General features: G+C 62.9%; 26 protein-coding genes. 15 read left to right on the top strand and 11 right to left on the bottom strand.

Going from position 1 to position 25,704, the window contains the following annotated elements; translation table 11 throughout:
- The first annotated feature begins 78 nt into the window (after positions 1-78).
- The 3 genes from FD715_RS14900 to FD715_RS14890 are packed head-to-tail and all read left to right on the top strand — an operon-like array spanning position 79 to position 1,891.
- The gene (locus tag FD715_RS14900; RefSeq protein WP_147111299.1) at positions 79-426 is read left to right on the top strand and encodes a DUF952 domain-containing protein; all 348 of its coding nucleotides are present in this window, start codon (positions 79-81) and stop codon (positions 424-426) included.
- The gene (locus FD715_RS14895; protein WP_147111296.1) at positions 423-851 is read left to right on the top strand and encodes a DUF1330 domain-containing protein; all 429 of its coding nucleotides are present in this window, start codon (positions 423-425) and stop codon (positions 849-851) included. Before FD715_RS14900 ends, FD715_RS14895 begins: the two co-directional genes overlap by 4 nt.
- Positions 848-1,891, top strand: a complete 1,044-nt coding sequence (locus FD715_RS14890; protein ID WP_147111293.1) for a quinone-dependent dihydroorotate dehydrogenase — start codon at positions 848-850, stop codon at positions 1,889-1,891. Before FD715_RS14895 ends, FD715_RS14890 begins: the two co-directional genes overlap by 4 nt.
- A gap of 50 nt (positions 1,892-1,941) precedes the next feature.
- On the opposite strand, the gene FD715_RS14885 is transcribed toward FD715_RS14890, so the two are convergent.
- The 3 genes from FD715_RS14885 to FD715_RS14875 are packed head-to-tail and all read right to left on the bottom strand — an operon-like array spanning position 1,942 to position 4,200.
- Complete coding sequence (locus FD715_RS14885) at positions 1,942-3,273, bottom strand: MATE family efflux transporter (RefSeq protein WP_223274902.1); 1,332 nt, start codon at positions 3,271-3,273, stop codon at positions 1,942-1,944.
- A 1-nt stretch (position 3,274) separates the two neighbouring features.
- The gene (locus FD715_RS14880; RefSeq protein WP_147111287.1) at positions 3,275-3,775 is read right to left on the bottom strand and encodes a PaaI family thioesterase; all 501 of its coding nucleotides are present in this window, start codon (positions 3,773-3,775) and stop codon (positions 3,275-3,277) included.
- The gene (locus FD715_RS14875) at positions 3,772-4,200 is read right to left on the bottom strand and encodes a PaaI family thioesterase (protein WP_147111284.1); all 429 of its coding nucleotides are present in this window, start codon (positions 4,198-4,200) and stop codon (positions 3,772-3,774) included. The genes FD715_RS14880 and FD715_RS14875 overlap by 4 nt, the downstream gene beginning before the upstream one ends.
- 124 nt (positions 4,201-4,324) lie before the next feature.
- Here FD715_RS14875 and FD715_RS14870 point away from each other — a divergent pair, with 124 nt between their 5' ends.
- Positions 4,325-4,696, top strand: coding sequence for a MerR family DNA-binding transcriptional regulator (locus FD715_RS14870; RefSeq protein WP_147111281.1), 372 nt, complete (start codon positions 4,325-4,327; stop codon positions 4,694-4,696).
- A gap of 3 nt (positions 4,697-4,699) precedes the next feature.
- On the opposite strand, the gene FD715_RS14865 is transcribed toward FD715_RS14870, so the two are convergent.
- Entirely contained in the window at positions 4,700-5,857 is a 1,158-nt protein-coding gene (locus FD715_RS14865) for an AI-2E family transporter (RefSeq protein ID WP_147111278.1), read from the bottom strand.
- A 166-nt stretch (positions 5,858-6,023) separates the two neighbouring features.
- Positions 6,024-6,470 (bottom strand): universal stress protein, encoded by a 447-nt coding sequence (locus FD715_RS14860; protein ID WP_147111275.1) that lies wholly within the window; start codon positions 6,468-6,470, stop codon positions 6,024-6,026.
- 280 nt (positions 6,471-6,750) lie between these two features.
- On the opposite strand from FD715_RS14860, the gene FD715_RS14855 reads away from it, so the two are divergent.
- From FD715_RS14855 to FD715_RS14825, 7 genes are all read left to right on the top strand, one after another.
- The gene (locus FD715_RS14855) at positions 6,751-7,152 is read left to right on the top strand and encodes a MerR family DNA-binding transcriptional regulator (RefSeq protein WP_147111272.1); all 402 of its coding nucleotides are present in this window, start codon (positions 6,751-6,753) and stop codon (positions 7,150-7,152) included.
- 24 nt (positions 7,153-7,176) lie between these two features.
- A complete protein-coding gene (locus FD715_RS14850; protein WP_147111269.1) occupies positions 7,177-8,958 on the top strand; it encodes an acyl-CoA dehydrogenase C-terminal domain-containing protein in 1,782 nt (593 codons plus the stop codon).
- Between the two features lie 49 nt (positions 8,959-9,007).
- Complete coding sequence (locus FD715_RS14845) at positions 9,008-9,220, top strand: hypothetical protein (RefSeq protein ID WP_076626669.1); 213 nt, start codon at positions 9,008-9,010, stop codon at positions 9,218-9,220.
- 93 nt (positions 9,221-9,313) lie between these two features.
- Positions 9,314-10,462, top strand: a complete 1,149-nt coding sequence (locus FD715_RS14840) for an acyl-CoA dehydrogenase family protein (protein ID WP_147111586.1) — start codon at positions 9,314-9,316, stop codon at positions 10,460-10,462.
- A 305-nt stretch (positions 10,463-10,767) separates the two neighbouring features.
- On the top strand, positions 10,768-11,400 hold the full coding sequence (locus FD715_RS14835) for a glutathione S-transferase family protein (protein WP_147111266.1): 633 nt from the start codon (positions 10,768-10,770) through the stop codon (positions 11,398-11,400).
- A gap of 95 nt (positions 11,401-11,495) precedes the next feature.
- The gene (locus tag FD715_RS14830; protein WP_147111264.1) at positions 11,496-12,707 is read left to right on the top strand and encodes an acetyl-CoA C-acetyltransferase; all 1,212 of its coding nucleotides are present in this window, start codon (positions 11,496-11,498) and stop codon (positions 12,705-12,707) included.
- A 15-nt stretch (positions 12,708-12,722) separates the two neighbouring features.
- On the top strand, positions 12,723-14,921 hold the full coding sequence (locus tag FD715_RS14825) for a 3-hydroxyacyl-CoA dehydrogenase NAD-binding domain-containing protein (protein WP_147111259.1): 2,199 nt from the start codon (positions 12,723-12,725) through the stop codon (positions 14,919-14,921).
- Positions 14,922-15,013: 92 nt separating this feature from the next.
- On the opposite strand, the gene FD715_RS14820 is transcribed toward FD715_RS14825, so the two are convergent.
- The 3 genes from FD715_RS14820 to FD715_RS14810 all read right to left on the bottom strand — a co-directional run bounded on the left by FD715_RS14820 (position 15,014) and on the right by FD715_RS14810 (position 18,161).
- Complete coding sequence (locus FD715_RS14820; RefSeq protein ID WP_147111256.1) at positions 15,014-15,508, bottom strand: GNAT family N-acetyltransferase; 495 nt, start codon at positions 15,506-15,508, stop codon at positions 15,014-15,016.
- Between the two features lie 126 nt (positions 15,509-15,634).
- Positions 15,635-16,294, bottom strand: coding sequence for a dimethylsulfonioproprionate lyase family protein (locus FD715_RS14815; RefSeq protein WP_147111253.1), 660 nt, complete (start codon positions 16,292-16,294; stop codon positions 15,635-15,637).
- A 226-nt stretch (positions 16,295-16,520) separates the two neighbouring features.
- Entirely contained in the window at positions 16,521-18,161 is a 1,641-nt protein-coding gene (locus FD715_RS14810; RefSeq protein ID WP_147111250.1) for an ABC transporter substrate-binding protein, read from the bottom strand.
- Between the two features lie 250 nt (positions 18,162-18,411).
- Between FD715_RS14810 and FD715_RS14805 the strand changes: the two genes are divergently transcribed.
- The gene (locus tag FD715_RS14805) at positions 18,412-19,467 is read left to right on the top strand and encodes an aldo/keto reductase (protein ID WP_223274900.1); all 1,056 of its coding nucleotides are present in this window, start codon (positions 18,412-18,414) and stop codon (positions 19,465-19,467) included.
- Here FD715_RS14805 and FD715_RS14800 read toward each other — a convergent pair.
- The 3 genes from FD715_RS14800 to FD715_RS14790 all read right to left on the bottom strand — a co-directional run bounded on the left by FD715_RS14800 (position 19,464) and on the right by FD715_RS14790 (position 21,990).
- Positions 19,464-20,099, bottom strand: coding sequence for a Hint domain-containing protein (locus FD715_RS14800; protein ID WP_189799504.1), 636 nt, complete (start codon positions 20,097-20,099; stop codon positions 19,464-19,466). The genes FD715_RS14805 and FD715_RS14800 overlap by 4 nt on opposite strands.
- 204 nt (positions 20,100-20,303) lie before the next feature.
- On the bottom strand, positions 20,304-20,945 hold the full coding sequence (locus FD715_RS14795; protein WP_147111245.1) for a sulfotransferase family 2 domain-containing protein: 642 nt from the start codon (positions 20,943-20,945) through the stop codon (positions 20,304-20,306).
- Positions 20,946-21,012: 67 nt separating this feature from the next.
- On the bottom strand, positions 21,013-21,990 hold the full coding sequence (locus FD715_RS14790; protein ID WP_223274898.1) for a DMT family transporter: 978 nt from the start codon (positions 21,988-21,990) through the stop codon (positions 21,013-21,015).
- Between the two features lie 13 nt (positions 21,991-22,003).
- Here FD715_RS14790 and FD715_RS14785 point away from each other — a divergent pair, with 13 nt between their 5' ends.
- The 3 genes from FD715_RS14785 to FD715_RS14775 all read left to right on the top strand — a co-directional run bounded on the left by FD715_RS14785 (position 22,004) and on the right by FD715_RS14775 (position 25,689).
- The gene (locus FD715_RS14785) at positions 22,004-23,623 is read left to right on the top strand and encodes an AMP-binding protein (protein ID WP_147111242.1); all 1,620 of its coding nucleotides are present in this window, start codon (positions 22,004-22,006) and stop codon (positions 23,621-23,623) included.
- Between the two features lie 66 nt (positions 23,624-23,689).
- Entirely contained in the window at positions 23,690-23,899 is a 210-nt protein-coding gene (locus tag FD715_RS14780; protein WP_147111239.1) for a CsbD family protein, read from the top strand.
- Positions 23,900-24,150: 251 nt separating this feature from the next.
- Positions 24,151-25,689 (top strand): DUF427 domain-containing protein, encoded by a 1,539-nt coding sequence (locus FD715_RS14775; protein ID WP_147111236.1) that lies wholly within the window; start codon positions 24,151-24,153, stop codon positions 25,687-25,689.
- Positions 25,690-25,704: the final 15 nt, after the last annotated feature.

The following is a 25,704-nucleotide window of genomic DNA, read 5'->3' as shown; positions in this document are numbered from 1 at the left end:
AAGCCGTGCTACAATTCGGTGACAGCGCGCATTTGACCAGCACTTGACCAAAGCCGGGGCAATCGGCATCACGCGCCCATGCTGATTTACAAGATTTTCCGTGCCCCGGAATGGGCGGCCTTGCGCGAAAACGGCACGACGCCGGGCGCGCCGATTGATGTGCAGGACGGGTTTGTCCACTTTTCGACCGCCAGCCAGGCGGCGGAGACGGCAGGCAAGCATTTTGCGGGTGAGGAAGACCTGTTCCTAATCGCGGTCGAAGCGGCCGCTTTGGGCGATGATCTGAAGTGGGAGGTGTCGCGCGGCGGGGCCGAGTTTCCGCATCTTTACCGCGAAATACGGCTGGCGGATGTCCACTGGGCGCAACCCTTGCCGCTGGAGGCTGGCGTGCATCAATTCCCCGCAGGCGCCGGGTTCGACGCATGAGCCACGTCGATCCGACCCGCGACCAGTTCGAGGCGTTCAAGAACCTGCCGCGGGATACGCCCATCGAGATGCTCAACCTCGTGGCCTTTCGCGATCTGGCGAATTACCCCGGCGATCACGAATTGGCGCGAGATGGGCTGACGGGCGCGCAGGCCTATGCGCTTTACGGCAAGCAGTCCGGCCCGGTTCTGGCGAAGGTGGGCGGCAGCATCGCGTGGCGCGGCGGGTTTGAAACGACGCTGATCGGCCCGGCGGAGGAGGCTTGGGATGCCATGTTCATCGCGCGCTACCCGAATGCGGGCGCGTTTCTCGCCATGGTGACCGACCCGGACTACAAGCGCGCGGTGGTGCACCGGCAGGCAGCAGTGAAAACGTCGCGCCTGATCCGCTGCGCCCCGGCAGACGGGGGCGCGACCTTCGGATGAAACAGGCCATCGAACGCATCGGAACGCGGGCGCTGCGCAAGCTTGACCCCGAAACCGCACACGGGCTGGCGCTGAAGGCGTTGCACACGCCGCTTGCCGCCCTGCCCGGCCCCGTAACCAGCCCGCGCTTGCGCACGACGCTTGCGGGCATGGACCTGCCCAACCCGCTTGGCCTTGCCGCTGGGTTCGACAAGAATGCGACGGCCATCGCACCGCTCAGCCGCGCGGGCTTTGGCTGGATTGAGGTGGGCGCGGCCACCCCCCTGCCCCAGCCCGGCAACCCTAAACCGCGGCTCTTTCGGCTGACCGAAGATGCTGCTGCCATCAACCGCTTTGGCTTCAACAATGACGGGATGGAGGCGATTGCGGCGCGGTTGTCGAAGCGCCCTAAGGGTGTGCCGGTGGGCCTGAACCTTGGCGCCAACAAGGACAGTGCAAACCGGGCCGAGGACTTTGCAAAGGTGCTGCAGCACTGCGCGCCGCATATCGACTTTGCTACGGTGAATGTCTCCAGCCCCAACACCGAAAAGCTGCGCGATTTGCAGGGGCCTATGGCGCTTGCGGCGTTGCTGGACGGGGTGATGCAGGTGCGCGGTGACATCCCGGTTTTCCTGAAGATCGCGCCGGACCTCACCGATCAGGACCTCGCCGATATCGCCAAAGTGGCAGAGGATGCGCGCGTCGCGGCGATCATCGCCACGAACACCACGCTCGACCGCGACGGTCTGCGCAGTGCACATGCAAATGAAAAAGGGGGGCTCTCCGGTGCACCGCTCTTTGAAAAATCCACGCGCGTGCTGGCGAAGCTGCACACACTGACCAAGACCCCCCTCATCGGCGTCGGCGGCATCTCGAACGCGCGCGATGCCTATGCCAAAATTCGGGCGGGGGCTTCTGCCGTGCAGCTTTACACAGGCCTCGTCTATGGCGGCCTCAGCCTTGCCAAACGCATTGCCGAGGGCCTCGACGTTCAGCTGCAACAGGACGGCTTCCAGTCGGTCTCCGAAGCGATCGGCACAGAAACAAAAGACTGGCTCTAGTCTTCTTCTGACCAGAAATACGACGGGGTCTGGGGCAGCGCCCCAGTCCCTCAGGCCGCCGCGCGTTCCAACGCCGGATACCGCGCACCCAGTGTCACCCCGCGCGCGACGAATGAAATGAGGATCGCGACCCAGAGCCCGTGATTGCCCAGCACCGGCAACAGTGTCAGCACCGCGAGCCAATACAGCACAAACGAAATCGCCATCATGTTGCGCATGTCCCGACCGCGACCTGCGCCAATGAAAATGCCGTCGAGCATCCATGCCGCACAGCCCAAGAGCGGGGCGGCGACCATGTAGAGCAGGTAGTCCCGCGCCTCCGCCTGCACCTGCCCGTCCTTGGCCATCACGTCGATCAGCCACGGACCAGCGAGCAGGAACGCGCCCGCCGTGACACAACACACGGCCATACCCCACATGCTGGTCATCACCGCCGAGCGGCGCACGCGGGCCGGGTCGCGGCGGCCATAGGCGCGGGCGATCAGCGTCTCAGCCGCAAAGGCAAAGCCGTCCATGGCGTAGGCGGTGATGTACATGAACTGGATCAACACCTCGTTCGCGGCCAGCGTCACGTCGCCAAAGCGCGCGCCGAGGAAGACGAAGCTGGAAAAGATGATCATCAGCATGAGCGAGCGCAGCAGGATGTCGGTGTTCAAAAGCGCCATGCGGATCAGTTGCGCGCGGCGCAGAACGCGGGGCCAGTCGCGCCATGCCGGGCGCACAAAGGCCGCGCGGCAGAACCACAGGCCGAGGGCCGCGCCGATCACCTCGGCGATCACGGTGGCGATGGCGACGCCTGCGACGCCCCAGCCGAAGCCGAGCACGAACACGAAGTTCAGGATGATGTTGATCCCGTTCATCACGAGTTGCACCCAGAAGACCCCGCCCGTGCGCTCCATGGCCACCAGCCAGCCGGTAAGGGCATAGACAGCAATGGCGGCGGGCGCGGTCCAGATGCGGATGAAGAGATAGTCGCGGGTCAGGCTTTCGACCTCGTCACTCGCCGGAGAGAGTTCGAACGCCGCCCAGAAGATCGGGATTTGCAGCAGGATCAGGCCCGCGCCGCCCACTGCGGCGACCAGAAGCGCGCGGGTGAGCCAGGCGGAGACTTCATCGTCATCCCCTGCCCCCGCCGCTTGGCCCACAAGGCTGACCGTGCCCATGCGCAGGAAGCCGAAGATCCAGTAGATCGTGGTCAGGATGATGGCGCCCATGGCGACGGCGCCGATGGGCGCGGCCTCACCCATTTGGCCCACGACGCCCACATCCACGGCCCCTAGGATCGGCACGGTGGCGTTGGACAGAACGATGGGCAGCGCGATCTTGAGCACCCGCTTGTGGGTCAGCGGCGTGGGTGCGGCCTTGGGGTCGTCGGCGTCCAAGCTAGCGCCGTTGCGGCATGACGAAATGCCCAGTGGCTTGGGCGAACAGCCGGTCGCGATTGTCTTGCCAGCCTTCGACATGGACAGACGCATAGCGCCGCCCGGAACGGTTGATGCGCGCCCGCGAATAGGCGTCGCGCGGCAGGCCCGAACGCAGGTAGTCGACCGAGAAATCCACCGTCTTGGGCAGGCGGGGCATCCGCGTGCCGCCGCTGGGGTCGAAGTCGAGGCTGCCGCTTTCGATGTCTTCCCAAAGGTACGACCATGACAGGGTGATGACCGCCGTCATCTCCATGAACGCCGCTGTCACACCGCCATGGAGCGCAGGCAAGAGCGGGTTGCCGATCAGCTTCTCATCAAAGGGCAGCACACCTGTCAGCTCATCCCCGCGCCGGTCGAAGGTGACACCGAGATACTGGATGTAGGGCACACCATCGACCAGCGCGCGCAGGGCGGCGTCCCGGCGTTGCTTGACGACCTGCACCGGTTCGGGCCGTTTCATGCGCTGCCCTCCACCGTGAAGGCGCCAGTGGCGGTCGCAACAGGGTTCTCAGCATCTTCGTCATACGCCGTGGCGCGGACAAAAGCGACCGAGCGGGTGACGTGGTAACACGTGGCGCGTGTAGTGATCTGTTGGCCGGGCTTGGCGGCCCGCATGTAGTCGATGCGCAAGTCCAATGTCGCCGTGCCTGCGAGGTTCTTGGGGTGGCTCATCACCGCCGCCCCGCAGCACGTGTCCATCAGGGCCGAGACCGCCCCGCCGCTGATCACGCCCGTCTCCGGATCACCAATCAGCTTTTCGTCGTAGGGCATGGTGATCACGGCGACGCCGTCGTTCATTTCCGTCAGCTGCATGCCGAGGTCGCGGGAATGTGGAATGGCCTCAATGAATTGGCGGGCCAACTTCAGCTTATCGGGGTCTGTCATCGGATCTTGGTCCACGGTCTTTGAGGCCAGTTATGGGTGCTGCAGCGCGCGCGGGCAAGGCGCCTGTTGCGCGGCCCGCCCCTGCGGCTTAGGTTGAAGTCAAGGGATGGAGACAAGGCAAGCCATGGCAGACGACCGCTTGAGCTTTAAGCAGATGTGCGCGGAGTTCGACGTGACCCCACGCACGTTGCGCTACTACGAGTATATCGAGCTTCTGCAACCGGACCGGGAAGGGCGATCCCGGTTCTATGGCCCCCGCGAATGCGCCCGCATGAAACTGATCCTGCGCGGGCGCAAGTTCGGTTTCCAGTTGGAAGACATCCGACAGTGGCTGCTGATCTACGAGAACGAGGGCACCGAGGCGCAGATGCGCGCCTGGGTCGAGTTGGCGGACGGGCAGCTCAAGGAGCTGGACGATCAGCGCAGGCAGTTGGACGAAGCGCGCGATGAGTTGCAGGGGCTGCGCGACAGTGTGGCCAATGGGCTGAAGGGCTAGGCCTTAGTCCCGGTTCGGGCCGGGGCCCGCCAGAAACTGCCCCATCGGTTTCAGCGCGTCGATATGCTTGCACAGCACCGACATCGTGACCAGCAGCGGCACCGCCATGATCATGCCCATGATCGACCAGAGCCAGGCCCAGAACGCGACGGCGATCAGGATGACAACCGTGTTCAGGCGCAGCTTGCGGCCCACCATCCAGGGCGTGATCACCTGCCCTTCGATCGACGTGAGCATGAAATAGACCCCCGCCACGACGAAGGCGTCAAAGAGGCTTGGCAGGTTCACCAGCGCGACGGCAAAAGACAGGACCAGCCCCACCAGCGCCCCGACGAAGGGCACGAAATTCATCACGAAGGCCAAAAGGCCGAAGGCCATCGGGTTCGGCATACCCAGCGCGCCCAGTGCCATGCCCACCGCGATGCCCAGACCCGCGTTGATCAGCGTGATGTGCAGCAAGTAGCGCGAGACCTCACGCTCCACATCATAGGCGATGTTGATGGCGCGGCGCTTGTCGGAAAAGCTTGGCATCACTGCGACCAGCCGTTCGTGGAAGAGGCTGCCCGATGCAAGGATGAAGAAGGTTAGGATCAGCACGAACACGGTCTGTGCGACAATCAGCGGTGCGCCCAGCGCCACCTCGGTTAGCGGACCGCGCTCTTCGACCACGACCTCTAGTGGACCGCCACCAGCGTCGGCGTCGGCTGCGGCCGCTGTCGCGGCCGCTTCGGTGATCTGCTCTTCGGCTTCGACCACTGCGGCAGCCATGCCGGAGAGGTTGCGCAGCTTCCATTCGACCTCTTGCGCCATGCGGGGCGCGTCCTCGATCCAGCCTGCCACGGGGATGGCAAGGGCGGCGGCGAAGAAGGCGACACCCGACAGGAGCGACAGAACGATGGCAGCGGCGCTGACGGGCTGGGGAATGCCGCGCCGCTTGAGCCACCGGCAGGGCCCGCTGAACACGAGCGCCAGGAGGATCGACAGGATCACCGGCACCACAAAGACGCTGGCGACGGACAACGCTGTCAAAACGGCGAGGACGGCCAGAACGATGACCGCGGCCCGGACGGGCTTGTCGAGCGCTATGTTCCGCGGTGCTGGCTCTTCGATGTCGGGATGCAATGGGACGGGCGCGTGCTGCCCGCCGATGTCAGAGGACAAAGTTCACAATCGCCAGGACGATGACAACCAATCCGACCAGATAGATAATGCGGTTCATCGCGGCTTCTCCTTTTCCACAGATAAGACGTGCAGGGTAAACCGCGCCCGGGCCGGTTATGTTCCGACGCGGGCCAAATCAGTGCGTATGTTGCTGACGCGTGGCCTGTCAGATCACCGACAGGGTGGCGCATTTGGCGAGGTGGTTGACCTGCTGGCTGGTGCTGCCCTGCACGAGCGAGCCGATGCTGCCGAGGCCCCGCCGTCCGGTGACAATCAGGTCAGCGCCCACCTTCTGCGCAAAGCCGGTGATTTCGGTGCCGGGATCGCCCTGTTCGATTTGCGTGCTGACAACGGCGTTGCCGCATGTCTTGGCCACCTCGGTGGCGCCATCGACGATCTTCTGCGCCGCTTTGACCACCTCGTCATGGCTGGGCATGGTCGTGACCGCGTGGTAGCCCGCCACCGCCCCCAGCGCGAAGGCCACGGTTTGCGGTTGCGGCGTGTGCACGATGTGGATTTCGCTGCCGTATTTTCCGGCGAGGTCGCAGGCGATCCGCACCGCATTGTCAGATGTCTCGGACCCGTCGACGCCAACCACGATTTTACTGAACATGCTTCATCCTCCGTTCGCTTGTCTGTTCAGGCTATGGGATCGCGGTGCGGCCATCCTTGACCTGAATCAACGGATGATGCGGGGCAGAACTATGCGGCAAGACAGGCGAAAGACTGCACGTTCGGGGGCCGGGAGGAGGGAAATAATGCTTGACGCACCTCGCGATCACGTCAACCTGAGAAATGACGCAACGTAGAACTTACGTCAACGTAAGCAATCTGTTGCATCGCACCCGGACCTGTCCCATGTCGTTTCCGTAACACGAGATACGAGTGATCTGATGACAGAGAAAACGATGACCATCCGCGAGATGTGCGACGCCTTCGACGTCACGCCGCGGACACTGCGCTTTTACGAAGCCAAGGAATTGCTGTTTCCGCAGCGTGTCGGTCAAAAGCGCCTGTTCAACAAGCGTGACCGCGCGCGGCTCAAGCTGATCCTGCGCGGCAAGCGCTTTGGCTTCAGCCTCGAGGAAATCCGCCAGCTTCTGGACCTCTATGACATGGGCGACCAGCAGCAGACGCAGCTGGCCCGCACCTATGACATCGCCCGCGAGCGTCTGGCCGACATGGAGCGTCAGCGCGATGAGCTGACCGAAGCCATCGACGAGCTGAAGGACCAGTTGAAATGGGGTGAGAAAATGCTCGCCTCGATGAATACCGCAAAAAAGGCCGCTGAATAAGCGTCGACGACTAGGGAGAGACTTATGCCAAGCTACACGCCCCCCACCAAAGACATGCAATTCATCCTGCACGACGTGCTGAACGTCACAGGGTCCGACATTCCCGGCTATGACGAGCTGGAAGCAGACTTTACCTCCGCCATCCTTGATGAGGCGGGCAAGCTGACATCGGAAGTGCTGGCGCCGCTGAACGTGGTTGGCGACAAGGAAGGCTGCCGGTTGGAAAATGGCGTCGTTTACACCCCCACCGGCTTCAAGGACGCCTTCGAGCAGGTTAAAGAGGGTGGCTGGCCCGGTCTGGACATGCCCGAGGAGTTTGGCGGCCAGAACATGCCTTACGTCATGGGCACCGCCGTGGGCGAGATGTTCTCCTCCGCCAACATGGCCTTCACCATGTACCAGGGCCTGACTCACGGTGCGGCCTCGGCCATTCTGGCGCACGGCTCGCAACAGCAGAAAGAGACCTACCTGCCCAAGATGGTGTCCTGCGAATGGACCGGCACCATGAACCTGACCGAGCCGCATTGCGGCACCGATCTGGGCCTGATGCGCACAAAGGCAGAACCGCAGGACGACGGCACCTACAAGATCTCCGGTCAGAAGATTTTCATCTCTGCCGGTGAACACGACATGGCCGACAACATCATCCACCTCGTGCTGGCGAAAATCGTTGGCGGGCCTGAGGGGATCAAGGGCGTGTCGCTTTTCATCGTGCCCAAGTTCCTGGTGAACGAAGATGGTTCGCTGGGTGCCCGCAATGGCGTCGCCGTCGGCAACATCGAAGAGAAGATGGGCATCCACGGCAACTCCACCTGCGTGATGAACTATGACGGGGCCGTGGGCTACCTGATTGGCGAAGAGCACAAAGGCATGCGCGCCATGTTCACCATGATGAACGAAGCGCGTCTGGGCGTGGGCATGCAGGGCCTGTCCCAAGCCGAGGTCGCCTATCAGAACGCCCTCGAATACGCCAAGGACCGCCTTCAAGGCCGCGACGTGACCGGCGCGAAAGCCCCGGAAAAGCCCGCTGACCCACTGATCGTGCACCCCGACATCCGCCGCTCGCTGATGGACCAGAAGTCGTTCGCCGAAGGCGCGCGCGCCTTCATCCTCTGGGGTGCGACCATGATCGACGCTGCCCACCGCAAGGGTGACAAGGACGCAGACGGCCTCGTTTCGCTGCTAACCCCGATCATTAAGGGTTTCCTGACGGATGTGGGGTACGACAACACCATCAAGGCCCAGCAGGTCTATGGCGGTCACGGCTACATCGAGGAATGGGGCATGTCGCAATACACCCGCGACGCCCGGATCGCGATGATTTACGAAGGGGCCAACGGCGTGCAAGCGCTGGACCTCGTGGGCCGCAAGCTGGCGCAGGACGGTGGCAAGCACGTGATGGCGTTCTTTGAGCTGGTGAAGTCCTTCATCAAGGACAATGCCGGTCAGGACGAGGCGTTCGACAAGGAATTCCTGGAGCCGCTGAAAGCTGCGTCCAAGGACCTGCAAGCGGCTGGCATGTACTTCATGCAGAACGGCATGACCAACCCGAACAACGCGCTGAGCGGAAGCTATGACTTCATGCACATGTTCGGCCATGTTTGCCTGGGCCTGATGTGGGCCAAGATGGGCAAAGCGTCGCGCGAAGCCTTGGCGAATGGGACGTCCGACACGGACTTCCACGAGACCAAGCTGGCAACGGGCCGCTACTACATGGCGCGCCAATTGCCTGCCACGGCGCTGCACCTGACGCGCATCCAGTCCGGCGCCGATCCTGTGATGGCACTGGAAGCGGCAAACTTCTAAAGTGTGTGAGGCGGGGGACACCCCCGCCTTACTTTTTTGAAGGACCGCTATGCCCAAACGCTTTCGCCTGACCCGCCGCTTTCCCGTCGCCATGACCGAGGACGGCTATCGCCGCCTCAAGCGGTTTGCCGCCGATGCGGGTCTGGACGAGGGCGAGGCCCTGTCGTTCCTGTTCGAGAATTTCGATAGCGTGATGAACGAGGAAAACCTGACAGCCCGGTTGCGGTTGTTCAATTCCGAGTTGGAAGCGCGCAAACGTTAAAGCATGTCGCAGAAAAGTGGTTTGTACTTTTCTCTTTGCGGCATGCGCTATCAAAAAGACTGATTGTCCTGGGGAGGAGAAATCATGAAAGACATGGCTGCACCGGCATCCGGTTGGATGACCGAAGAACATCAGATGATCGCCGACATGACGGCGCAATTCATCACCAACGAATGGGCACCGCATTTCGAACGCTGGCGCAAACAGGGCGAAATGGACCGCGAAACCTGGGCCCAAGCGGGCGAACTGGGCCTGCTCTGCCCGTCGATCCCCGAAGAATACGGCGGCGCAGGTGGCGATTTCGGCCATGAGGCCGCGATCCTGATCGAAGCGGCGCGCGCCAACCTCGCGGCGTGGGGCCACGGTATACACTCCGGTATTGTGGCGCATTACGTACTTGCCTACGGCACCGACGACCAGAAACAGCGCTGGTTGCCCAAACTGGTCACCGGCGAGTTGGTGGGCGCGCTCGCAATGACCGAACCATCGACCGGCTCGGATGTGCAAGCGATCAAGACCCGCGCCATCAGGGACGGCAATGCCTACCGATTGACGGGCTCAAAGACCTTCATCACCAACGGTCAGCACGCGAACTTGATCATCGTCGCGGCCAAGACCGATCCCACGCAAGGGTCCAAAGGCGTGTCGCTGGTTGTTGTTGAAACCGACGGCGCGGCGGGCTTCGCCCGTGGCCGCAACCTCGACAAGATCGGGATGCACGCCTCGGACACATCGGAGCTGTTCTTCGACAATGTCGAGATCGCCCCCGAGAACATCCTCGGCGGCACCGAGGGCCTGGGGTTTTACCAACTCATGCAGCAACTGCCGCAGGAGCGGCTGGTCATTGCCTGTTCCGCCGTGGGCGCCATGGAAGGCGCGGTGGAGCGTACCCTGGCCTACTGCAAAGAGCGCGAAGCCTTTGGCGGCAACCTCCTGCAATTCCAGAACACCCGGTTCAAACTGGCGGAAGCCAAGACCAAGACCATGGTCAGCCGGTCGTTCTTTGATGAATGCATGGCCGAACATATCCGTGGCGAGCTGTCGGTTGATAAGGCCGCCATGTGCAAATACTGGGCGACGGACACGCAAGCCTGGGTACTGGACGAGTGCCTGCAACTGCACGGCGGTTACGGGTTCACCAACGACTACGACATCGGTGGCATGTGGACCGACGCGCGCGTGCAACGCATCTACGGCGGCACGAACGAGATCATGAAAGAGCTGATTGCGAGGGCGTTTTAGTGCGCCGGGCCACGCAGCTTGTGGCGGATCGGCCCTCCGGGGGCGGTTTATTTGGCGAAATGAAGACTGGATCCACCCTGCTTTCCCCGGGCGGTGTCCACCGAGGCCGGGAAAGCAGGGCTTCACTTCGCACATGGCTCAGCTCCGCAGCCTGCCATGCCCTCTTACCATCAGGGCATTAACCTTAATGTGGCGTAAACGGGATCATCTTCATTTCGCCAGATAAACCGCACGGGGGGGTCCGGGGGGTGTGAAACCCACCGGTCCTGCCATTTCAAAACTCAAGACCGGAAAGGCCTGCGCTCATGACCCTCAAACTGCACTGCTTTGGTGAAAGCGGGAACTCCTACAAGGCGGCGTTGGCCTTGCAATTGTCAGGGCTCGACTGGGAACCAGTCTTTGTTGATTTCTTCGGCGGGGCCGCCAGGACAGATGAGTATCGCGCCCTCAACACGATGGGTGAGGCACCCTTGCTGCAAGACGGGGATCGCTGCATCAGCCAGTCGGGTGTGATCCAGCAGTACATCACCGACACGACCGGCAAGTTTGGCGGCGAAGGGGATGATCGGTATGAAGTACTGCGCTGGGTGTTATGGGACAATCATAAACTCAGCTCGATGTGCGGCGTGACGCGCTTCCTGATGAACTTTCTGCCCGAAGATAAACGGCCTCAAGAGGTCATTGCCTTCAACCAGGGGCGTCTCAAGGCCGCCTATGCCGTGCTAAACAGCCATCTTGAGGGGCGCGACTGGATCGTTGGAGAAGGGATCACCAACGCGGACATCTCTTGCTGCGGATACCTCTACTACCCCGAGCCCTTCGGCTTTGACCGCGCAGACTGGCCCAATATCGACCGCTGGCTCACCAACATCTCGGACACCCCCGGCTGGAAGGCGCCCTATGACCTCATGCCCGGCTCTCCCGCCGACCGTGCGTAGTTTACCTAAACCGCCGCAACGTCACCCTTGATTAGACCATCTGGTCTACCCCATCTGACACCAAAGACACGCCACTTGGCAGGAGGACCAACCCGATGACCGAAGCCTATATCTACGACGCGATCCGCACGCCGCGCGGCAAGGGCCGCAAGGACGGTGCGCTGCACGAGGTGACCTCGCTGCGCCTGTCGACCCTGACCCTGAACGCGCTGAAAGAGCGCAACAACATTGAAGGCCACGTGGTCGAGGATGTGATCTGGGGCAACGTCACGCAGGTGATGGAACAGGGCGGCAACCTCGCGCGGACTGCTGTTCTGGCGTCGGACCTGGATGAAGCCATCCCCGGTATTGCCATCAACCGCTTTTGCGCCTCCGGTCTGGAAGCCGTCAACATCGCCGCCAACCAGGTGCGCGGCGGGGCCGGTGACGGCTACATCGCGGGCGGCGTCGAGATGATGGGCCGGGTTCCCATGGGTTCCGACGGCGCTGCGATTGCTGCCGATCCTTCGATTGCGATGGAGAGCTACTTTGCGCCCCAAGGCATCGGCGCTGACCTGATCGCAACGGAATATGGGTTCTCCCGCGATGACGTCGACCAGTATTCGGTCGAAAGCCAGCGACGCGCAAAAGAGGCGTGGGACGACAAGCGGTTTGAAAAGTCGGTCATCACCGTCAAGGACCAGAACGGCCTGCCGATCCTCGATCACGACGAGTACATGCGCCCGCAGACGGACATGCAGTCGCTGGGCAGCCTGAACCCCGCATTCGAAGCGATGGGCAAGGTCATGCCCGGTTTCGACAAGGTGGCGCTGATGAAATACCCACACCTTGAGCGGATCAACCACGTGCACCATGCGGGCAACTCGTCCGGTATCGTGGACGGCGCCGCCGCCCTGCTGATCGGCAACAAGGAACTGGGTGAGAAGCTGGGCCTCAAGCCCCGCGCCCGCATCAAGTCCACCGCCAAGATCGGCACCGATCCCACCATCAACCTGACAGGTCCCGTGCCCGTCACCGAAAAGATCCTGCGCGACAACGGCATGAACATCGGTGACATAGACCTGTTCGAAGTCAACGAAGCCTTTGCCGCAGTCGTCCTTCGCTTCCTGCAGGCCTTTGACGTCGACCACGGCAAGGTGAACGTGAACGGCGGTGCCATCGCCATGGGTCACCCGCTGGGTGCCACGGGGGCCATGATCCTCGGCACGCTGCTGGACGAGATGGAGCGGACGGACAAGGAAACCGGTCTCGCCACCCTCTGCGTCGCCTCCGGCATGGGTGCCGCCACAATCATCGAACGCGTGTAAGGGGAGAACACGACTATGGCTGACTTTACACTCACCAAAGACGCCGAAGGCATCGCCACCATCACGTGGGACGTGCCCGGCAAGACCATGAACGTCATGTCCTTCGAAGGGCTGGAACTGCTGAACGACATGATCGACGACGTGCTGGCTGACGAGGCCGTCAAGGGCGTGGTCATCACCTCCGGCAAGGACACCTTCGCCGGTGGCATGGACCTGAACCTGCTCGCCAAGATGAAGGAAGAGGCAGGCGACAACCCAGCCAAGGGCCTCTTCGAAGGCACCATGAAAATGCACGGCCTTCTGCGCAAGATCGAACGCGCGGGCATGGACCCCAAGACCAACAAGGGCGGCAAACCGATTGCCGCCGCCCTGCCCGGCACCGCCGCTGGCATCGGTCTGGAACTGCCGTTGGCGACCCACCGCACCTTCATCGCGGACAACCCCAAGGCCAAGGTTGGCCTGCCCGAAATCCTCGTCGGCATCTTCCCCGGCGCGGGTGGCACAACCCGCCTGGCGCGCAAGCTGGGCGCGATGGAGGCCTCGCCTTTCCTGCTGGAAGGCAAGATGGTCCCGCCCGCCAAGGCAAAGGGTAAGCTGGTCGATGAGGTTGTAGCAGACCCCGTTGCAGCCGCCCGCGAATGGGTGCTGAACGCGACGGACGCGGACCTTGTGAAACCGTGGGACCAGAAGGGCTACAAGATGCCCGGCGGTGCCCCTTATCACCCTGCAGGCTTCATGACCTTCGTCGGTGCGGCCGCCATGGTCAACGGCAAGACCCAAGGCGTCTATCCTGCTGCCAAGGCACTGCTGAGCGCTGTCTATGAAGGAGCGCTTGTGCCCTTCGACACCGCCCTCAAAATCGAAGCGCGCTGGTTCACCAACGTGCTGCTGAACCCTTCGTCGGGTGCCATGATCCGCTCGCTCTTTCTCAACAAGGAAGCACTGGAAAAAGGCGCTGTGCGTCCGCAGGGCATCGAAGACCAGCGAGTCAAGAAACTTGGCGTCCTGGGTGCGGGTCTTATGGGCGCTGGCATCGCGCTGGTGTCGGCCCAAGCCGGTATCGAGGTGGTGCTAATCGACCGCGATCAGGAAAGCGCGGATCGGGGCAAGAACTACTCCGAGAAATATGTCGAGGGCGGCATCAAGCGCGGCAAGACCACTCAGGAAAAGGGCGAAGTGCTCCTGTCCCGCATCACCGCCACGCCTGATCTTGAGCAACTCAAGGGCTGCGACCTCATCATCGAAGCCGTGTTCGAAGACCCCAAGGTCAAGGCCGAGATCACGCAAAAGGTCGAGGCAATTATCCCCGACGACTGCATCTTTGCCTCCAACACCTCGACCCTGCCGATCTCCGAACTGGCGAAGGCCTCGAAGAACCAGGAACAGTTCATCGGCATCCACTTCTTCTCGCCGGTCGAAAAGATGCTGCTGGTCGAGATCATCAAGGGTGCGGAGACCGGCGACCGGGCCGTGGCCAAGGCGCTTGACTACGTGCGCCAGATCCGCAAGACGCCCATCGTGGTCAACGACGCGCGCTTCTTCTACGCCAACCGCTGCATCATCCCCTACATCAACGAAGGGACGCGGATGGTCACCGAAGGGGTCGAACCCGCGCTGATCGAAAACGCCGCCAAGATGGTCGGTATGCCGCTGGGCCCGCTGCAATTGACGGATGAGACAGCCATCGACCTCGGTGCCAAAATCGCCCGCGCGACGAAGGCCGCCATGGGCGACGCCTATCCCGACAGCCCGTCCGACGACCTGATCTTCTGGATGGAAGAGCTGGGTCGCATGGGCCGCAAGGCCAACGCGGGCTTCTACGACTATGACGACAAGGGCAAACGCCAGGGCATCTGGCGCGGCGTGCACGACAAGTACCCGCTGATGGACGACCAGCCAGAGCTGGGCGAAGTCCAGCACCGCCTGCTGTTCTCCCAAGTGCTGGAAGCCGTCCGTGCGCTGGAAGAAGGTGTGTTGATGGACATCCGCGAAGGCGACGTGGGTGCGATCCTCGGCTGGGGCTTTGCCCCATGGTCCGGTGGTCCGCTGTCCTGGCTCGACATCATCGGTGCGCCTTACGCTGCCGAACGCTGCGACCAACTGGAAGCGAAGTATGGCGAGCGGTTCAAGTGCCCTGCCCTGCTGCGCGAGATGGCCGAGAAGAACCAGACGTTCTACGGTCGCTTCGGCCCGGACGCCGCCAAGGCCGCTTAAACGTAGGGTGCGCAGGGACTGCGCACCGCACCGGAAAGACCAACAAGGGGCCGTGCATCGCGCGGCCCCTCTTTGCTTTCAAGCCAGCCCGGTCAGTTGACCCAGCGCAGATACAAAAGCTCACATTCCGGCACGCCCCCCTCACGGATCGCATCCGGGCGCACCCCGTATTTCTGAAACCCCTGACGCTTGTAAAACGCAATGGCCCGCGCATTGTCAGGTGCCACTGTCAGCTCAATCTGCGCAACGCCACCCGCGCGCGCCTCCTCCAGAATGCCCTTCATCATGACCTGCGCGGCGCCGGATCCCTGCTGTGAGGGTGTCACGTAAAACGGCCCCAATTCCGCACGGTGCCGGATGCGCTGCAACTGCTGGGGGCGGTAACCGCAGAACCCCACGAGCGTCTCGTCCTCGAACACGCCGCGCATGCCGCCGAACTCAAGCGCCTTCTGCGCGCCCGCCTCGTCCATCTTACGTACTTCGTCCAGCGTCACCAGAAAGCCCTTTGGGGCAACGCGCGCGCCTTCCTTCCGCAGTGCAAGCCAAGCGGATGCGTCTGTGGCGATGAGTGTGCGATATGAAAACATGGCGGTCAGCCCCGACGTCGTGCGATCCGCCCTGTTTAGCGACCAGCAAGACGCGTTTGAACATCCGTTCCCGGCAGCAGCAAAGACCAGCCGACGACCCTTAGGGGGCGCAGTCCCTGCGCACCGTCACCGCGACTTGCGCGTAAACACCATCTTCTGCTGAGCCAGCTTCTCCGGCGCGCCCTCCCACGCATAGAACAGCAGCGCAGGCACATGGTCGGCGACGGTGATCCGGTGCAACTGCTCCGGCGGGTTGAAGATCAGCGAGCCGGGGCCGTAGACGCCCTGATCGTTCTCGGACACGGCACCGGACAGGCAGATATAGCTTTCCGTGATCCCGTCATGGGCATGGGCCGGATAGGTGCAGGCGGGCGCAAACAGCACAAGGCCCAGGATCACCTCATTGGTGATCACAGGCCCGCTCGGCCCCACCAGTTCGGCATAGGCAAACTTGCGCTCCAACCCGCGCGGCACCTTTTCATAGCCGTATTGCCAGGTCAGCCGGTGGCGGATCGCGTCCAGCGACCGGATGAACGGCGCGTGCCGCTCCATCCGCCCGTTGTCGAGTGCCCGGCGCAGATGCTTGGTGACGGGCTTGTCCGCAGGTTCGGGAAAGCGCACCTCGGCATTGGCCTTGATCACGCGGTTGATGCGCTCGCGCACACTGCGCTGGTGGGTCCGGATCTTGGCGCTGCCGCCAGCCGACTGGCGGCGGTAAAAATCGTAGCTGTCGCGCAGCACGTAGGTCCAGTCCGGGTGGTCCTTGAGGGTAGAGCGGTCAGACATGGGCGTGCCGTCACCTGTTTGAGTTGTTGCCGACGGCACTGATGGCGGCAAATAAGAGGCTGCGCAATGCACAGACTGCAGGGCTGTTGGGGAAAGCGGCCTTGCGGGTGTACCGGCACAAAAGATGACCTGACAACGACGCTGATTTAGGCGCGCGAGAAACCGGCAAGCCCTGGCTTGTTTATGGTGGGGGCCACCCGGCTACGGGCCGCCCCCCAATCTACACCTAGGCGGCAAAGCCAAGTTTCGACACGTGAATTTCGAATGTCGGGTGCATTTCGGCTCCGACGATTTCGGGCTTGTGGTGGCGATAGATCGACCGCCAATAGGGCTGAACCACCACGCCTTCGTCCTGCATGATCTGTTGCAGCTTGGCCATCACCTCGCGCCGCTGGTCTGCATCCGCGATGGCCAGCGCGTCGGACAGCAGGCTGTCGAACTCTTCATTGGCAAAGGCGCTTTCGTTCCACGGCTCGCCCGACCGGTAGGCCAGGGCCAGCACCTGAACACCCAGCGGGCGCTGTGCCCAGTCGGTGGCCGACAGCGGGTACTTCGCCCAATCGTTCCAGAAGGTCGAACCCGGCAGGATCGTGCGGCGCACCGGAATACCGGCATCGCGCAACTGGCCTGCCGCCGCGTCCGAAGTGTTCTTGCGCCAAGTGTCGTCGATCGAGATCAGCTCGTGCTCAAAATCCGCCATCCCCGCCTCGGCCATCAAGGCCGCAGCGCCTTCGGGATCATGCACAGGGGCAGGCAGTTCGGCGTATTCCGGGTGGATGGGCGACACGTGATGGTTTTCGCCCACGCGTCCATTGTTGTTGAACCCCAGTTCCAGCAGCACGTTGTTGTCGATTGCCATCGCGAGCGCACGGCGGACGCGCACGTCGGCATAGGGCGTCTGCCCTTCGACCTCTGCCGCCTGGTTGGCGCGAATGACGACCGTATTTGCGGTCACGGCCTCGGACTTGGTCCATTCCAGCGTATCGAACAGCTCGATGAACTCGCCCAGGCTTTCGTAGATCATGTCAACCTCGTCGGCATCGACAGCGGCAAAGATCGCCGCCTGATCGGTGCCGAAGTCGATATATTCGATCCGGTCCAGATAGGCGCCCTCGCCCCACCAGGTGTGATCGGGGTTCTTTTCCAGCACAGCGCGAATGCCGACCTCAAACTCGCCCGGCATATACGGCCCGGTACCGATTGGGTTCTCCAACGGGTCGCCCGTAAAGCTCTGATGTACCACCGCCGCCGGATAATCGGAAAAGCCCGCGATCAGCGTGATGTCGGGCTGGCCAAGGGTCAAGCGTACGGTGCGGTCATCCACCACCTCAATGGCGCCCTCGCGCGCCACGCCCGTGTCGGCATCGACCAGCGACGCCATGCGGGATGCCATCGAGTTGCCCTCGACCTCCCGTTCGCACCAGCGCGCGATGTTAAAGGCGACGTCAGCGGCGGTGAACGGGTCGCCATTGGACCAGGTCACGCCCTCGCGTACGGTCAACAGGTATTCGGTGGCGTCCGCATTGACCTCCCACCCCGACAGCAGCATCGGTTCAAAGCTGCCGTCGATATGGTATTCGACAAGGTATTCAAGATATCCGCGTGTGTAGTTCGACATCTGCGGCCAGTCATAGGTCCGTGGGTCTTTCAGGGCCTTCACCGTGGATTCGATGCGCAGTGTGCCGCCCGCCTGCGCGTGGCCTGCTGCCTGTGCGGGCCGGGCCATGCCAAGCAGACCATAAGCGGCTGTGGCAGTGACACCCAGTGACGTGGAACGGGTCAGGAATTCGCGCCGCGACAGGGTCCCCGCCGTAACCTCTTGGGCATAGGCGTGCGCTGCAGGATGAACATATGATGGATGATCCATGAAACTCTCGTCTGTTGGAAAAGAGATGGGGCAGCGGCATCTGTGAGGGCTGCCAGGCGCGCGCTCATCGCGGCCGTTACAGCTAGGAAATAGGTCAAATACGACGCAATCAATCCAAAACCGCACATTCGCCGCAGATCAGCACGGCCTTGCCTTGCAATTTTGCAAGCCCCCCTGCAGCGCGGGCGGATCGCACTTGCGCACCGGTGCGGTAGGTTGGCCGCCGCAGCACCGCGCAGGGGGGGAAAACATGACCGAGATGAGCAACACAACGATGCACAGAAACGTCCTGGGCCATGGCGGCCTGATTGTGTCGCGCATGGGGCTGGGCACCATGACATTCGGAGTGGAGACGGAGGCGGCAGAGGCGCACCGCCAGTTGGATCTGTTCGTGGACCGCGGCGGGACCATGATCGACACCGCCGACGGTTACGGTGCGGGCGCGTCCGAGAAGATCATCGGCGACTGGGCCCGCGCACGGGGCGGGATGGACGACCTGATCCTCGCCACCAAGGGCCGCTTTGCCCCGCCGCCAGGCAGTCATGGTGCGGCGCGCCGCAGCCTTGTGCGGTCCATCGACGCCAGCCTCAAGCGGCTGGGGGTCGAGGCCATCGACCTCTACTATGTCCACGGCTGGGACATTCACACCGACATTGCCGAGACGCTGGGCACGCTGGGCGACCTGCGTGCGGCGGGCAAGCTGCACCATGTCGGCTGGTCGAACCTGAGCGCGTGGCAGTTGCAGAAGCTGCTGGCGGTGGCGGAGCGGCACAACCTGCCCAAGCCCATCGCCGTGCAACCGCAATACAATCTTCTGGAACGCGGGATCGAGCTGGAACTGATGCCGTGTTGTCTTGAGGCGGGCATCTCCCTTGTCCCGTGGTCCCCGTTGGGTGGCGGTTGGCTGACTGGCAAATACAGCGCCGATGCCCGGCCCGAGGGCGCATCCCGACTGGGCGAAAACCCCGCGCGCGGGGTCGAGGCCTATGACCTGCGCAACACGGCCAAGACCCATGCCGTCCTGAAGGCGGTGTCGGAGGTCGCCACCCAAATCGGGCGACCCGCAGCGCATGTGGCCTTGGCCTGGCTTGCAGCGCGGCCCGGTGTGGCGTCGATCCTGCTGGGCGCGCGGACCCTCGCGCAGCTGACGGACAACCTGGCCGCAGAGGGTCTGACGCTTGCCGATGAACATATGCACATGCTGACGGCAGCATCGGCCCTGCCTGCCCTGCCCTATCCCTACAATATGCTCAGCGACTTCTGCGGCATGGATGTCTGGAACGGGCTCGGGACAGCGCGACCTTAGGCGGCGCGCACGTAAAGCTCATCCTCGACCTTCATGCACTCCACGAGGAAGGCCGCATCGCGGGCAGGCAGTACGTCATAATCGGCATGTGCCGCGCCCACTGCGTCGATGGGGCGAAGCGCGGGCGGGCAATGCACCAGCGCGCCTCCTTCGGCATAGACAACCTGCTCATCGGCGAACACGAGGGTCACAACCTCGATCTGCGGGCGGGGAGCCATGCGGCGGATGCCGCGAAACCCGTCGAGCGACTTGGCCGACAGCACGGCAAAGGGATCGCCAAACGCATCGCAGGCCGCATCGCTTTCGACCAGCACGCCCTGATCGGGCAGCAACTCCAGATCGGCGGAATTGCCCAACGCCCCCGCGGGGACAAAGACGCAATGATAGGCCGGTGGCACCGGCGCGTCGGCCGTCCAGAAGATGTCGCGACGGACCTCGACCACGGGCTGCAGGCCCGCATCGAAGGTCAGCACCAGATCACCAACCGCCAGCGCGTCCACCGCGCGCCAGCCCATCGCGGTCGCCACGCGTGTCCCACCCAGCAGCCCCCGCGTTGTCATGACACCACCGTCCCAGGCGGCCGACATATCAGCCATGCGATGCGCCGTGCCTGTGTTGTTCCATCCAAACATCTTATCCATCCCCATGGTGCGGCGCTGGCAGCGCGCCGGTTTGCGTTCGATAGGGACAATTGAAGTGATTCCCGCGGCCAAGACGGGCCACGAACAGGGCGGAAGTTTGGCATTGTGGACCGTCTCTGCTCCAATCGCCCTGAGCACGTGACATTGGCCCGTGATTGCGAACAATTTTCGTCAAATGCGAGAGAATGCGGCGCCTCAGTCGAAGCAGTAGCCGAATCTTTCAATGTCTTCAGCGCAGGCTTCTGCGACAGCGGCGCGCGCGGCATCCGTGTAATAGCCCGTGTAGTCCGGATCGCGCCTGGACCGGTTGACGTGCGGCAGCGTCAGCGCGAAGCCGAGGTGGTCCCAGAGCGGTGCCGCGTCCTCTTCGAAATGCTCGAGCCGGATGTAGAGGTCACAACGCTCGCGCCCCTGCGCGTCTGTCATGTAGTAGCGCGCCGGGCTGGCGCGCATCGACGACCGCGTGTGCTGCGCGCAGGCGAACGCGACAAACTCCATCTGCTGCGCCAACGCCACGGCCGGGTGATCAAAGTCCTGTTCCCGCAGCCAGTGGTAGTAGCTGACTATCCGGTCCCACGGGTTGCGCACAAGCGTGAAGGCGAAGAGCCCGTCAAGGCTGGGCACCAGCCCGTCGATGTCGGCCAGTGTTGAGTGCTTCCACAGCCGCCCGCGCGTTTGGACACCCTTCACGCGGCGGCGGCGTTTCATGGCCTTGGGCGTATCGCCGAGCATGATATCGTCCTTCATGGCCCGGTCTTCCAACGCCAGTGCCATGGCCGTGCCACCGGTTTTTGGGGCGTGGATGAAGATGTATTTGCGTCCGGTGCTGAGGATCATGCGTCCAGATTATCCGCACCTGCGGCCGCGTCCACCGGTGCATGCATATTTGGGGAACAATGAAGCATCAGGCTTGCGCGCTGCGAATAGCGATGATGATCCCGGCGCTGGCAATCAGCGCGATGCCAAGCCCCTGCATCCACGTGACCGGCTGGCCCAGCAGCCACCAGCCAAAGAAGGGGCCGAAGATCATCACTGAATACTCGAACACCGCCACGTGGCTGGCCTCACCCAATTGGTAGGCGCGGTTCAGAAGGCTCACGCCCAGCACGGAACCAAAGACTTGAAGGAGGAGGTAGGGCCACGCCTCGTCCATCGGCCAGACCCAGCCGCGGGTGAGGAAGGCCATGCCGCCCGCGCCGACCTCGGGTTGCAGGGCTGTGATGGTGACGAGGGCCACCGTGCCCAGCGCGCCCTGGGCCACGAAGATGCCAAGGAGCAGGGTCAGCGTGCTTTCGCCTTCACAGAGCGCCCGTGTCGCCACGACACCCGAGGCATAGAGCATCCCGCCCAGCACCGGCAGGACGATCACCCAGCCCAGGCTGCCGCCTGAGGGACCGAGGACCACGAGGATACCCAGGAATCCGACGGCCACCGCAATGATCCGCCACGCCCCGATCCGTTGACGCAGGACAAAGGCGGTGAGCAGCAGCACGAAGATGGGCGAGGTGAAGAGCCCCGCCAGCGCCATGGCGATGGGCATGAAGGCAAGCGCGCCGAAATAGCAGAACATGCCTGTCGCGATCAGGGTGGAGCGAAAGGCCACCGCGCCGATCCTGCGGGGACGCACCGTGCCGAAGCCCATGGCCGACAGCGCCAGTACGAGGGGAGCCGCCAGCACAAGCCGCATGATCAGGAACTGCCAGAGCGAGATTGTCTGCGCGATAACGGCCACGTAGATGTCGATGGCCCCGATCACCGCCATGGCGCCCACCATGTTCAGCGCAGCCGCTGTGGGGCGGTGGGATGCGGTGGGCGTCATCGGGTCTTTCCATTGGTTGCGCCACTCGCCATAACGGCGCAACATCACTGCGCGCTGCGTCATGGGGAGGACAGATATGGGTTGGATGGCAGATGAAACGGGCCTGGGCAAGACGCCTGCGAACTATGTTCCTCTGACGCCTCTGTCACACCTGCAACGGGCGGCCTCGGTCTTTGCCGAGCGGACGGCGGTGATCTACGGCGCGCATCGCGTCACCTATGCCGAGTATCACGCGCGCTGTTCGCGTCTGGCCTCTGGTCTGGTGGGCTTGGGCGTTGCGCCCGGCGATGTTGTGGCGACCCTGCTGCCCAACCTGCCCGCGCAGGCCGAGGCACATTTCGGCGTGCCTGCCTGCGGGGCGGTGCTGAATACGATCAACACGCGGCTGGATGTGGATACGGTCACCTACATCTTCGACCACGGCGGGGCGAAGGTGGTGCTGGTCGATCCGCAGTTTCTGGAGTTGGCGGAAGCCGCCGCCGAGGCGATGGAAGGCGTTGCGCCGAAATTGATCGAGTGCCCGGACCCCCATGCGGGTTTCCCCGCGTCGGGGCGGCATCAAACCTATGATGATCTGTTGGCGTCGGGCGATCCATCCTTTGACTGGATCATGCCCGAGGACGAGTGGGAGAGCCTGTCGCTCAACTATACATCCGGCACGACGGGGCGGCCAAAGGGCGTCGTCTATCACCACCGTGGGGCCTATCTGATGACGATGGGCACGGTGGTGTCGTGGCGCATGGTGCTGCACCCGGTGTTCATGGCAATTGTGCCGCTGTTTCACTGCAATGGCTGGAACCACACGTGGATGATGCCCCTGGTTGGCGGCACGCTGGTGTGCTGCCGGGACGTGACGGCGACAGCCATCTACAATGCCATCCACTACGATGGCGTCACCCATTTCGGCGGCGCGCCTATCGTGCTGAACATGATCGTGAACGCGCTGGACGAGGACCGGCGCACCTTTGACCACCGGGTCGAAGTGTTCACCGCTGGCGCCCCCCCTGCCCCTGCGACGCTGGCGAAGATCGAGGCGCTCGGCTTCAACGTTACGCAGGTCTACGGGCTGACCGAGACCTATGGCCACGTGACCGAGTGTTTGTGGAAGAGCGCGTGGGACGGGGCCGAAGATACGGCGGCGATCAAGGCGCGGCAGGGCGTGGCGTTTCCCATGATGGAGCATATCACCGTCATGGACGCCGACATGGCGCAGGTGCCGATGGACAGTGCGACGCAGGGCGAGATCATGATCCGCGGGAACTCGGTTATGAAAGGGTATCTGAAGAACCCGGATGCGACGGAAGAGGCGTTTGCGGGCGGGTACTTTCATTCCGGCGACATCGCGATCCAGCATCCGGACGGGTACATCCAGATCGCGGACCGGGCCAAGGACATCATCATTTCGGGGGGCGAGAATATTTCCTCCGTCGAGGTGGAGGGCGTGCTGATGGGGCACCCGGACGTGAACCTGGCGGCTGTCGTGGCGAAACCGGATGAGAAATGGGGCGAGGTGCCTTGCGCCTTTGTCGAGCTTAAGCCGGGGGCAAGCCCGAGTGAGGCAGATCTGATTGCGTTTTCCCGCGAGACACTGGCCGGGTTCAAGGCGCCGAAGAAGGTCGTCTTTCAGGAACTACCCAAAACCTCGACCGGGAAGATCCAGAAATTCGAGTTACGAAAGACGGCCGCTGATCTGTGATTTCAGGGAACGGGAATGGCCTTTTGGCGTTGGGTCAGTGAACCGCACACGCACAGGAGACCGACCATGAACTGGGACACGATCAAAGGAAACTGGAAGCAGATGACAGGCTCCATGAAGGAGAAATGGGGCGAGCTGACCGACGACGATCTGCAAGAGGCCGAGGGCAACCGCGAACAGCTGGCGGGCAAGATCCAGGAACGGTACGGCGTCGCAAAAGACGAGGCGGAGAGCCAGATCGACGCCTTTATTGCCGAGAGTAAATCCAAATTTTGAGGCGTGAGCGCTGTCTCCGCGGGATTTGTCCCCGCGGGGACAAGCCCTTCGGGGCATTTTCCAGATCTTTACCCTTCTGTGATTTGCACTCCCTTTCAATGACTTGCGCCAATGCGCGGTGCGTTTACCGAAACTCCATGAAAAATTAACATGCTGACGGCCAAGGGCCTGCGGTTGTCCGGTATGCGTCTGGCGCCCTTGGTGGTTCCGCGTCTTGCGTCCATATTGAAGGGCATAGAAAGGGATCGCTGATGAGCCTTGATGACGCCCCTGCCCAGCCGGGCTACCGCATTGACGTGGTGCCGCTGCCGCATCCGGTGCGCATCTTCCACAATGACATACTGCTTGCCGAAACGACGCGCGCCCGCGCCATGTACGAAACCCGGCTGCCGGTCGCGATCTATGTTCCACGCGAGGATATTCGCGTGCCGCTGGGGCCGAAGACGGATCTTCAAACCTTTTGCCCGTTCAAGGGGACGGCCAGCTATCACGACGTGATGCTGGACAGCGGAACCATCGAAAACGGGGTGTGGAGCTATGTCTCGGCCCTGCCTGAGAGCAAGGACATTCAGGGATTCGTCGGCTTCATGCCGCAGGCTGCAACCCGCGTCGATCTGGGGCGGAACGCGGTGGAGACGGGGCGCGATGGCAGCATCACGGGGCCGCTGGTCGATTGGCTGATGCGCGAGGCGGGCGCGGTACCGGACCCCGAGACGTTCACCCGCGCGCTGGCCGCCAAGATGCGGGAGAACGGGATCGCGGTGTCGCGCCTGTCGATCCTGATCTGGTCGCTGCATCCGATGATTGCGGGCAAGAATTACATCTGGCGGGCTAAGGGTGACGAGCTGCGGACCTTTAGCCCATCCTACGACATTCACCAGTTTCCGGGCTTTGTGAACAGCCCGCTCCAGCATGTGTCGAACGGCTTGGGCGGGGTGCGGCAGCGGTTGGCGGACACGGATGAGGCGTCCCGCTTTCCAATCATGGACGATCTGCGGGCCGAAGGGGCGACGGATTATGTGGCCATGCCCCTGCCCTTTTCCGATGGGCGGACGAATGTGCTGACGCTGACCTCCGACCACCCGGACGGGTTTACAACCGAGAATCTCGGGCTGGTCTTTGAATGTGCGACCGTGATCAGCCGCTACTACGAAGTGTTTATGCAGCGCGAGAATGCGCAGGCGCTCCTGGAGACCTATGTGGGCAAGCGGTCGGGCGCGCGCGTGCTGGGCGGCGAGATACGGCGCGGCGATGGGGACGAGATTGATGCCGCGATCATGTTCTGTGATCTGCGCGGCTCCACCCGGTTGGAGCAGGAATTGCCGCGGGATGAATATATCGCGCTGTTGAATGCGTTTCTGGAGATCACGTCGAACATCGTCGATCAGCGCGGCGGCGAGGTGTTGAAGTTTATCGGGGATGCGGTGCTGGCCGTGTTTCCCGCTGGTGAAGATGCGGCGGCAGCCTGTGCGGCAGCCCTGGATGCGGCACGGGCGGTTGTCGACCAGGTGTCGGCGGACGATGCCACGGCGCGGACATCCTGTGCCATCGGCATCGCCTTCGGTCGGGTGACCTATGGCAATATCGGGTCGAGCACGCGGCTGGATTTCACCGTCATCGGGCTGGCTGCGAATGTAGCGGCGCGGTTGTGCGAGGCAGGCAAGGGCCATGACCGCGCGATCATGGTCACGGATGAGGTGGCAGAGGGCCAGAACGGATTGACCGATCTGGGCCCAGTAGAGTTGCGCGGGCTGAGTGCGCCCGTGCATGTGTTTGGGGATGCCTCGTAAGGCGGATCCTGATCC

The organism is Tateyamaria sp. syn59, assembly GCF_007995245.1.
Lineage (GTDB): Bacteria > Pseudomonadota > Alphaproteobacteria > Rhodobacterales > Rhodobacteraceae > Tateyamaria.
This window is presented reverse-complemented; position numbering and strand designations above follow the sequence as displayed.

Excerpts from the sequence above, each read along its gene's own strand:
- FD715_RS14900 (WP_147111299.1), top strand. The coding sequence starts at position 79 with ATGCTGATTTACAAGATTTTCCGTGCCCCGGAATGGGCGGCCTTGCGC.
- FD715_RS14895 (WP_147111296.1), top strand. The coding sequence starts at position 423 with ATGAGCCACGTCGATCCGACCCGCGACCAGTTCGAGGCGTTCAAGAAC.
- FD715_RS14890 (WP_147111293.1), top strand. The coding sequence starts at position 848 with ATGAAACAGGCCATCGAACGCATCGGAACGCGGGCGCTGCGCAAGCTT.
- FD715_RS14880 (WP_147111287.1), bottom strand. The coding sequence starts at position 3,775 with ATGAAACGGCCCGAACCGGTGCAGGTCGTCAAGCAACGCCGGGACGCC.
- FD715_RS14875 (WP_147111284.1), bottom strand. The coding sequence starts at position 4,200 with ATGACAGACCCCGATAAGCTGAAGTTGGCCCGCCAATTCATTGAGGCC.
- FD715_RS14870 (WP_147111281.1), top strand. The coding sequence starts at position 4,325 with ATGGCAGACGACCGCTTGAGCTTTAAGCAGATGTGCGCGGAGTTCGAC.
- FD715_RS14860 (WP_147111275.1), bottom strand. The coding sequence starts at position 6,470 with ATGTTCAGTAAAATCGTGGTTGGCGTCGACGGGTCCGAGACATCTGAC.
- FD715_RS14855 (WP_147111272.1), top strand. The coding sequence starts at position 6,751 with ATGACAGAGAAAACGATGACCATCCGCGAGATGTGCGACGCCTTCGAC.
- FD715_RS14850 (WP_147111269.1), top strand. The coding sequence starts at position 7,177 with ATGCCAAGCTACACGCCCCCCACCAAAGACATGCAATTCATCCTGCAC.
- FD715_RS14845 (WP_076626669.1), top strand. The coding sequence starts at position 9,008 with ATGCCCAAACGCTTTCGCCTGACCCGCCGCTTTCCCGTCGCCATGACC.
- FD715_RS14840 (WP_147111586.1), top strand. The coding sequence starts at position 9,314 with ATGGCTGCACCGGCATCCGGTTGGATGACCGAAGAACATCAGATGATC.
- FD715_RS14835 (WP_147111266.1), top strand. The coding sequence starts at position 10,768 with ATGACCCTCAAACTGCACTGCTTTGGTGAAAGCGGGAACTCCTACAAG.
- FD715_RS14830 (WP_147111264.1), top strand. The coding sequence starts at position 11,496 with ATGACCGAAGCCTATATCTACGACGCGATCCGCACGCCGCGCGGCAAG.
- FD715_RS14825 (WP_147111259.1), top strand. The coding sequence starts at position 12,723 with ATGGCTGACTTTACACTCACCAAAGACGCCGAAGGCATCGCCACCATC.
- FD715_RS14820 (WP_147111256.1), bottom strand. The coding sequence starts at position 15,508 with ATGTTTTCATATCGCACACTCATCGCCACAGACGCATCCGCTTGGCTT.
- FD715_RS14815 (WP_147111253.1), bottom strand. The coding sequence starts at position 16,294 with ATGTCTGACCGCTCTACCCTCAAGGACCACCCGGACTGGACCTACGTG.
- FD715_RS14810 (WP_147111250.1), bottom strand. The coding sequence starts at position 18,161 with ATGGATCATCCATCATATGTTCATCCTGCAGCGCACGCCTATGCCCAA.
- FD715_RS14805 (WP_223274900.1), top strand. The coding sequence starts at position 18,412 with ATGACCGAGATGAGCAACACAACGATGCACAGAAACGTCCTGGGCCAT.
- FD715_RS14800 (WP_189799504.1), bottom strand. The coding sequence starts at position 20,099 with ATGTTTGGATGGAACAACACAGGCACGGCGCATCGCATGGCTGATATG.
- FD715_RS14795 (WP_147111245.1), bottom strand. The coding sequence starts at position 20,945 with ATGATCCTCAGCACCGGACGCAAATACATCTTCATCCACGCCCCAAAA.
- FD715_RS14790 (WP_223274898.1), bottom strand. The coding sequence starts at position 21,990 with ATGACGCAGCGCGCAGTGATGTTGCGCCGTTATGGCGAGTGGCGCAAC.
- FD715_RS14785 (WP_147111242.1), top strand. The coding sequence starts at position 22,004 with ATGGGTTGGATGGCAGATGAAACGGGCCTGGGCAAGACGCCTGCGAAC.
- FD715_RS14780 (WP_147111239.1), top strand. The coding sequence starts at position 23,690 with ATGAACTGGGACACGATCAAAGGAAACTGGAAGCAGATGACAGGCTCC.
- FD715_RS14775 (WP_147111236.1), top strand. The coding sequence starts at position 24,151 with ATGAGCCTTGATGACGCCCCTGCCCAGCCGGGCTACCGCATTGACGTG.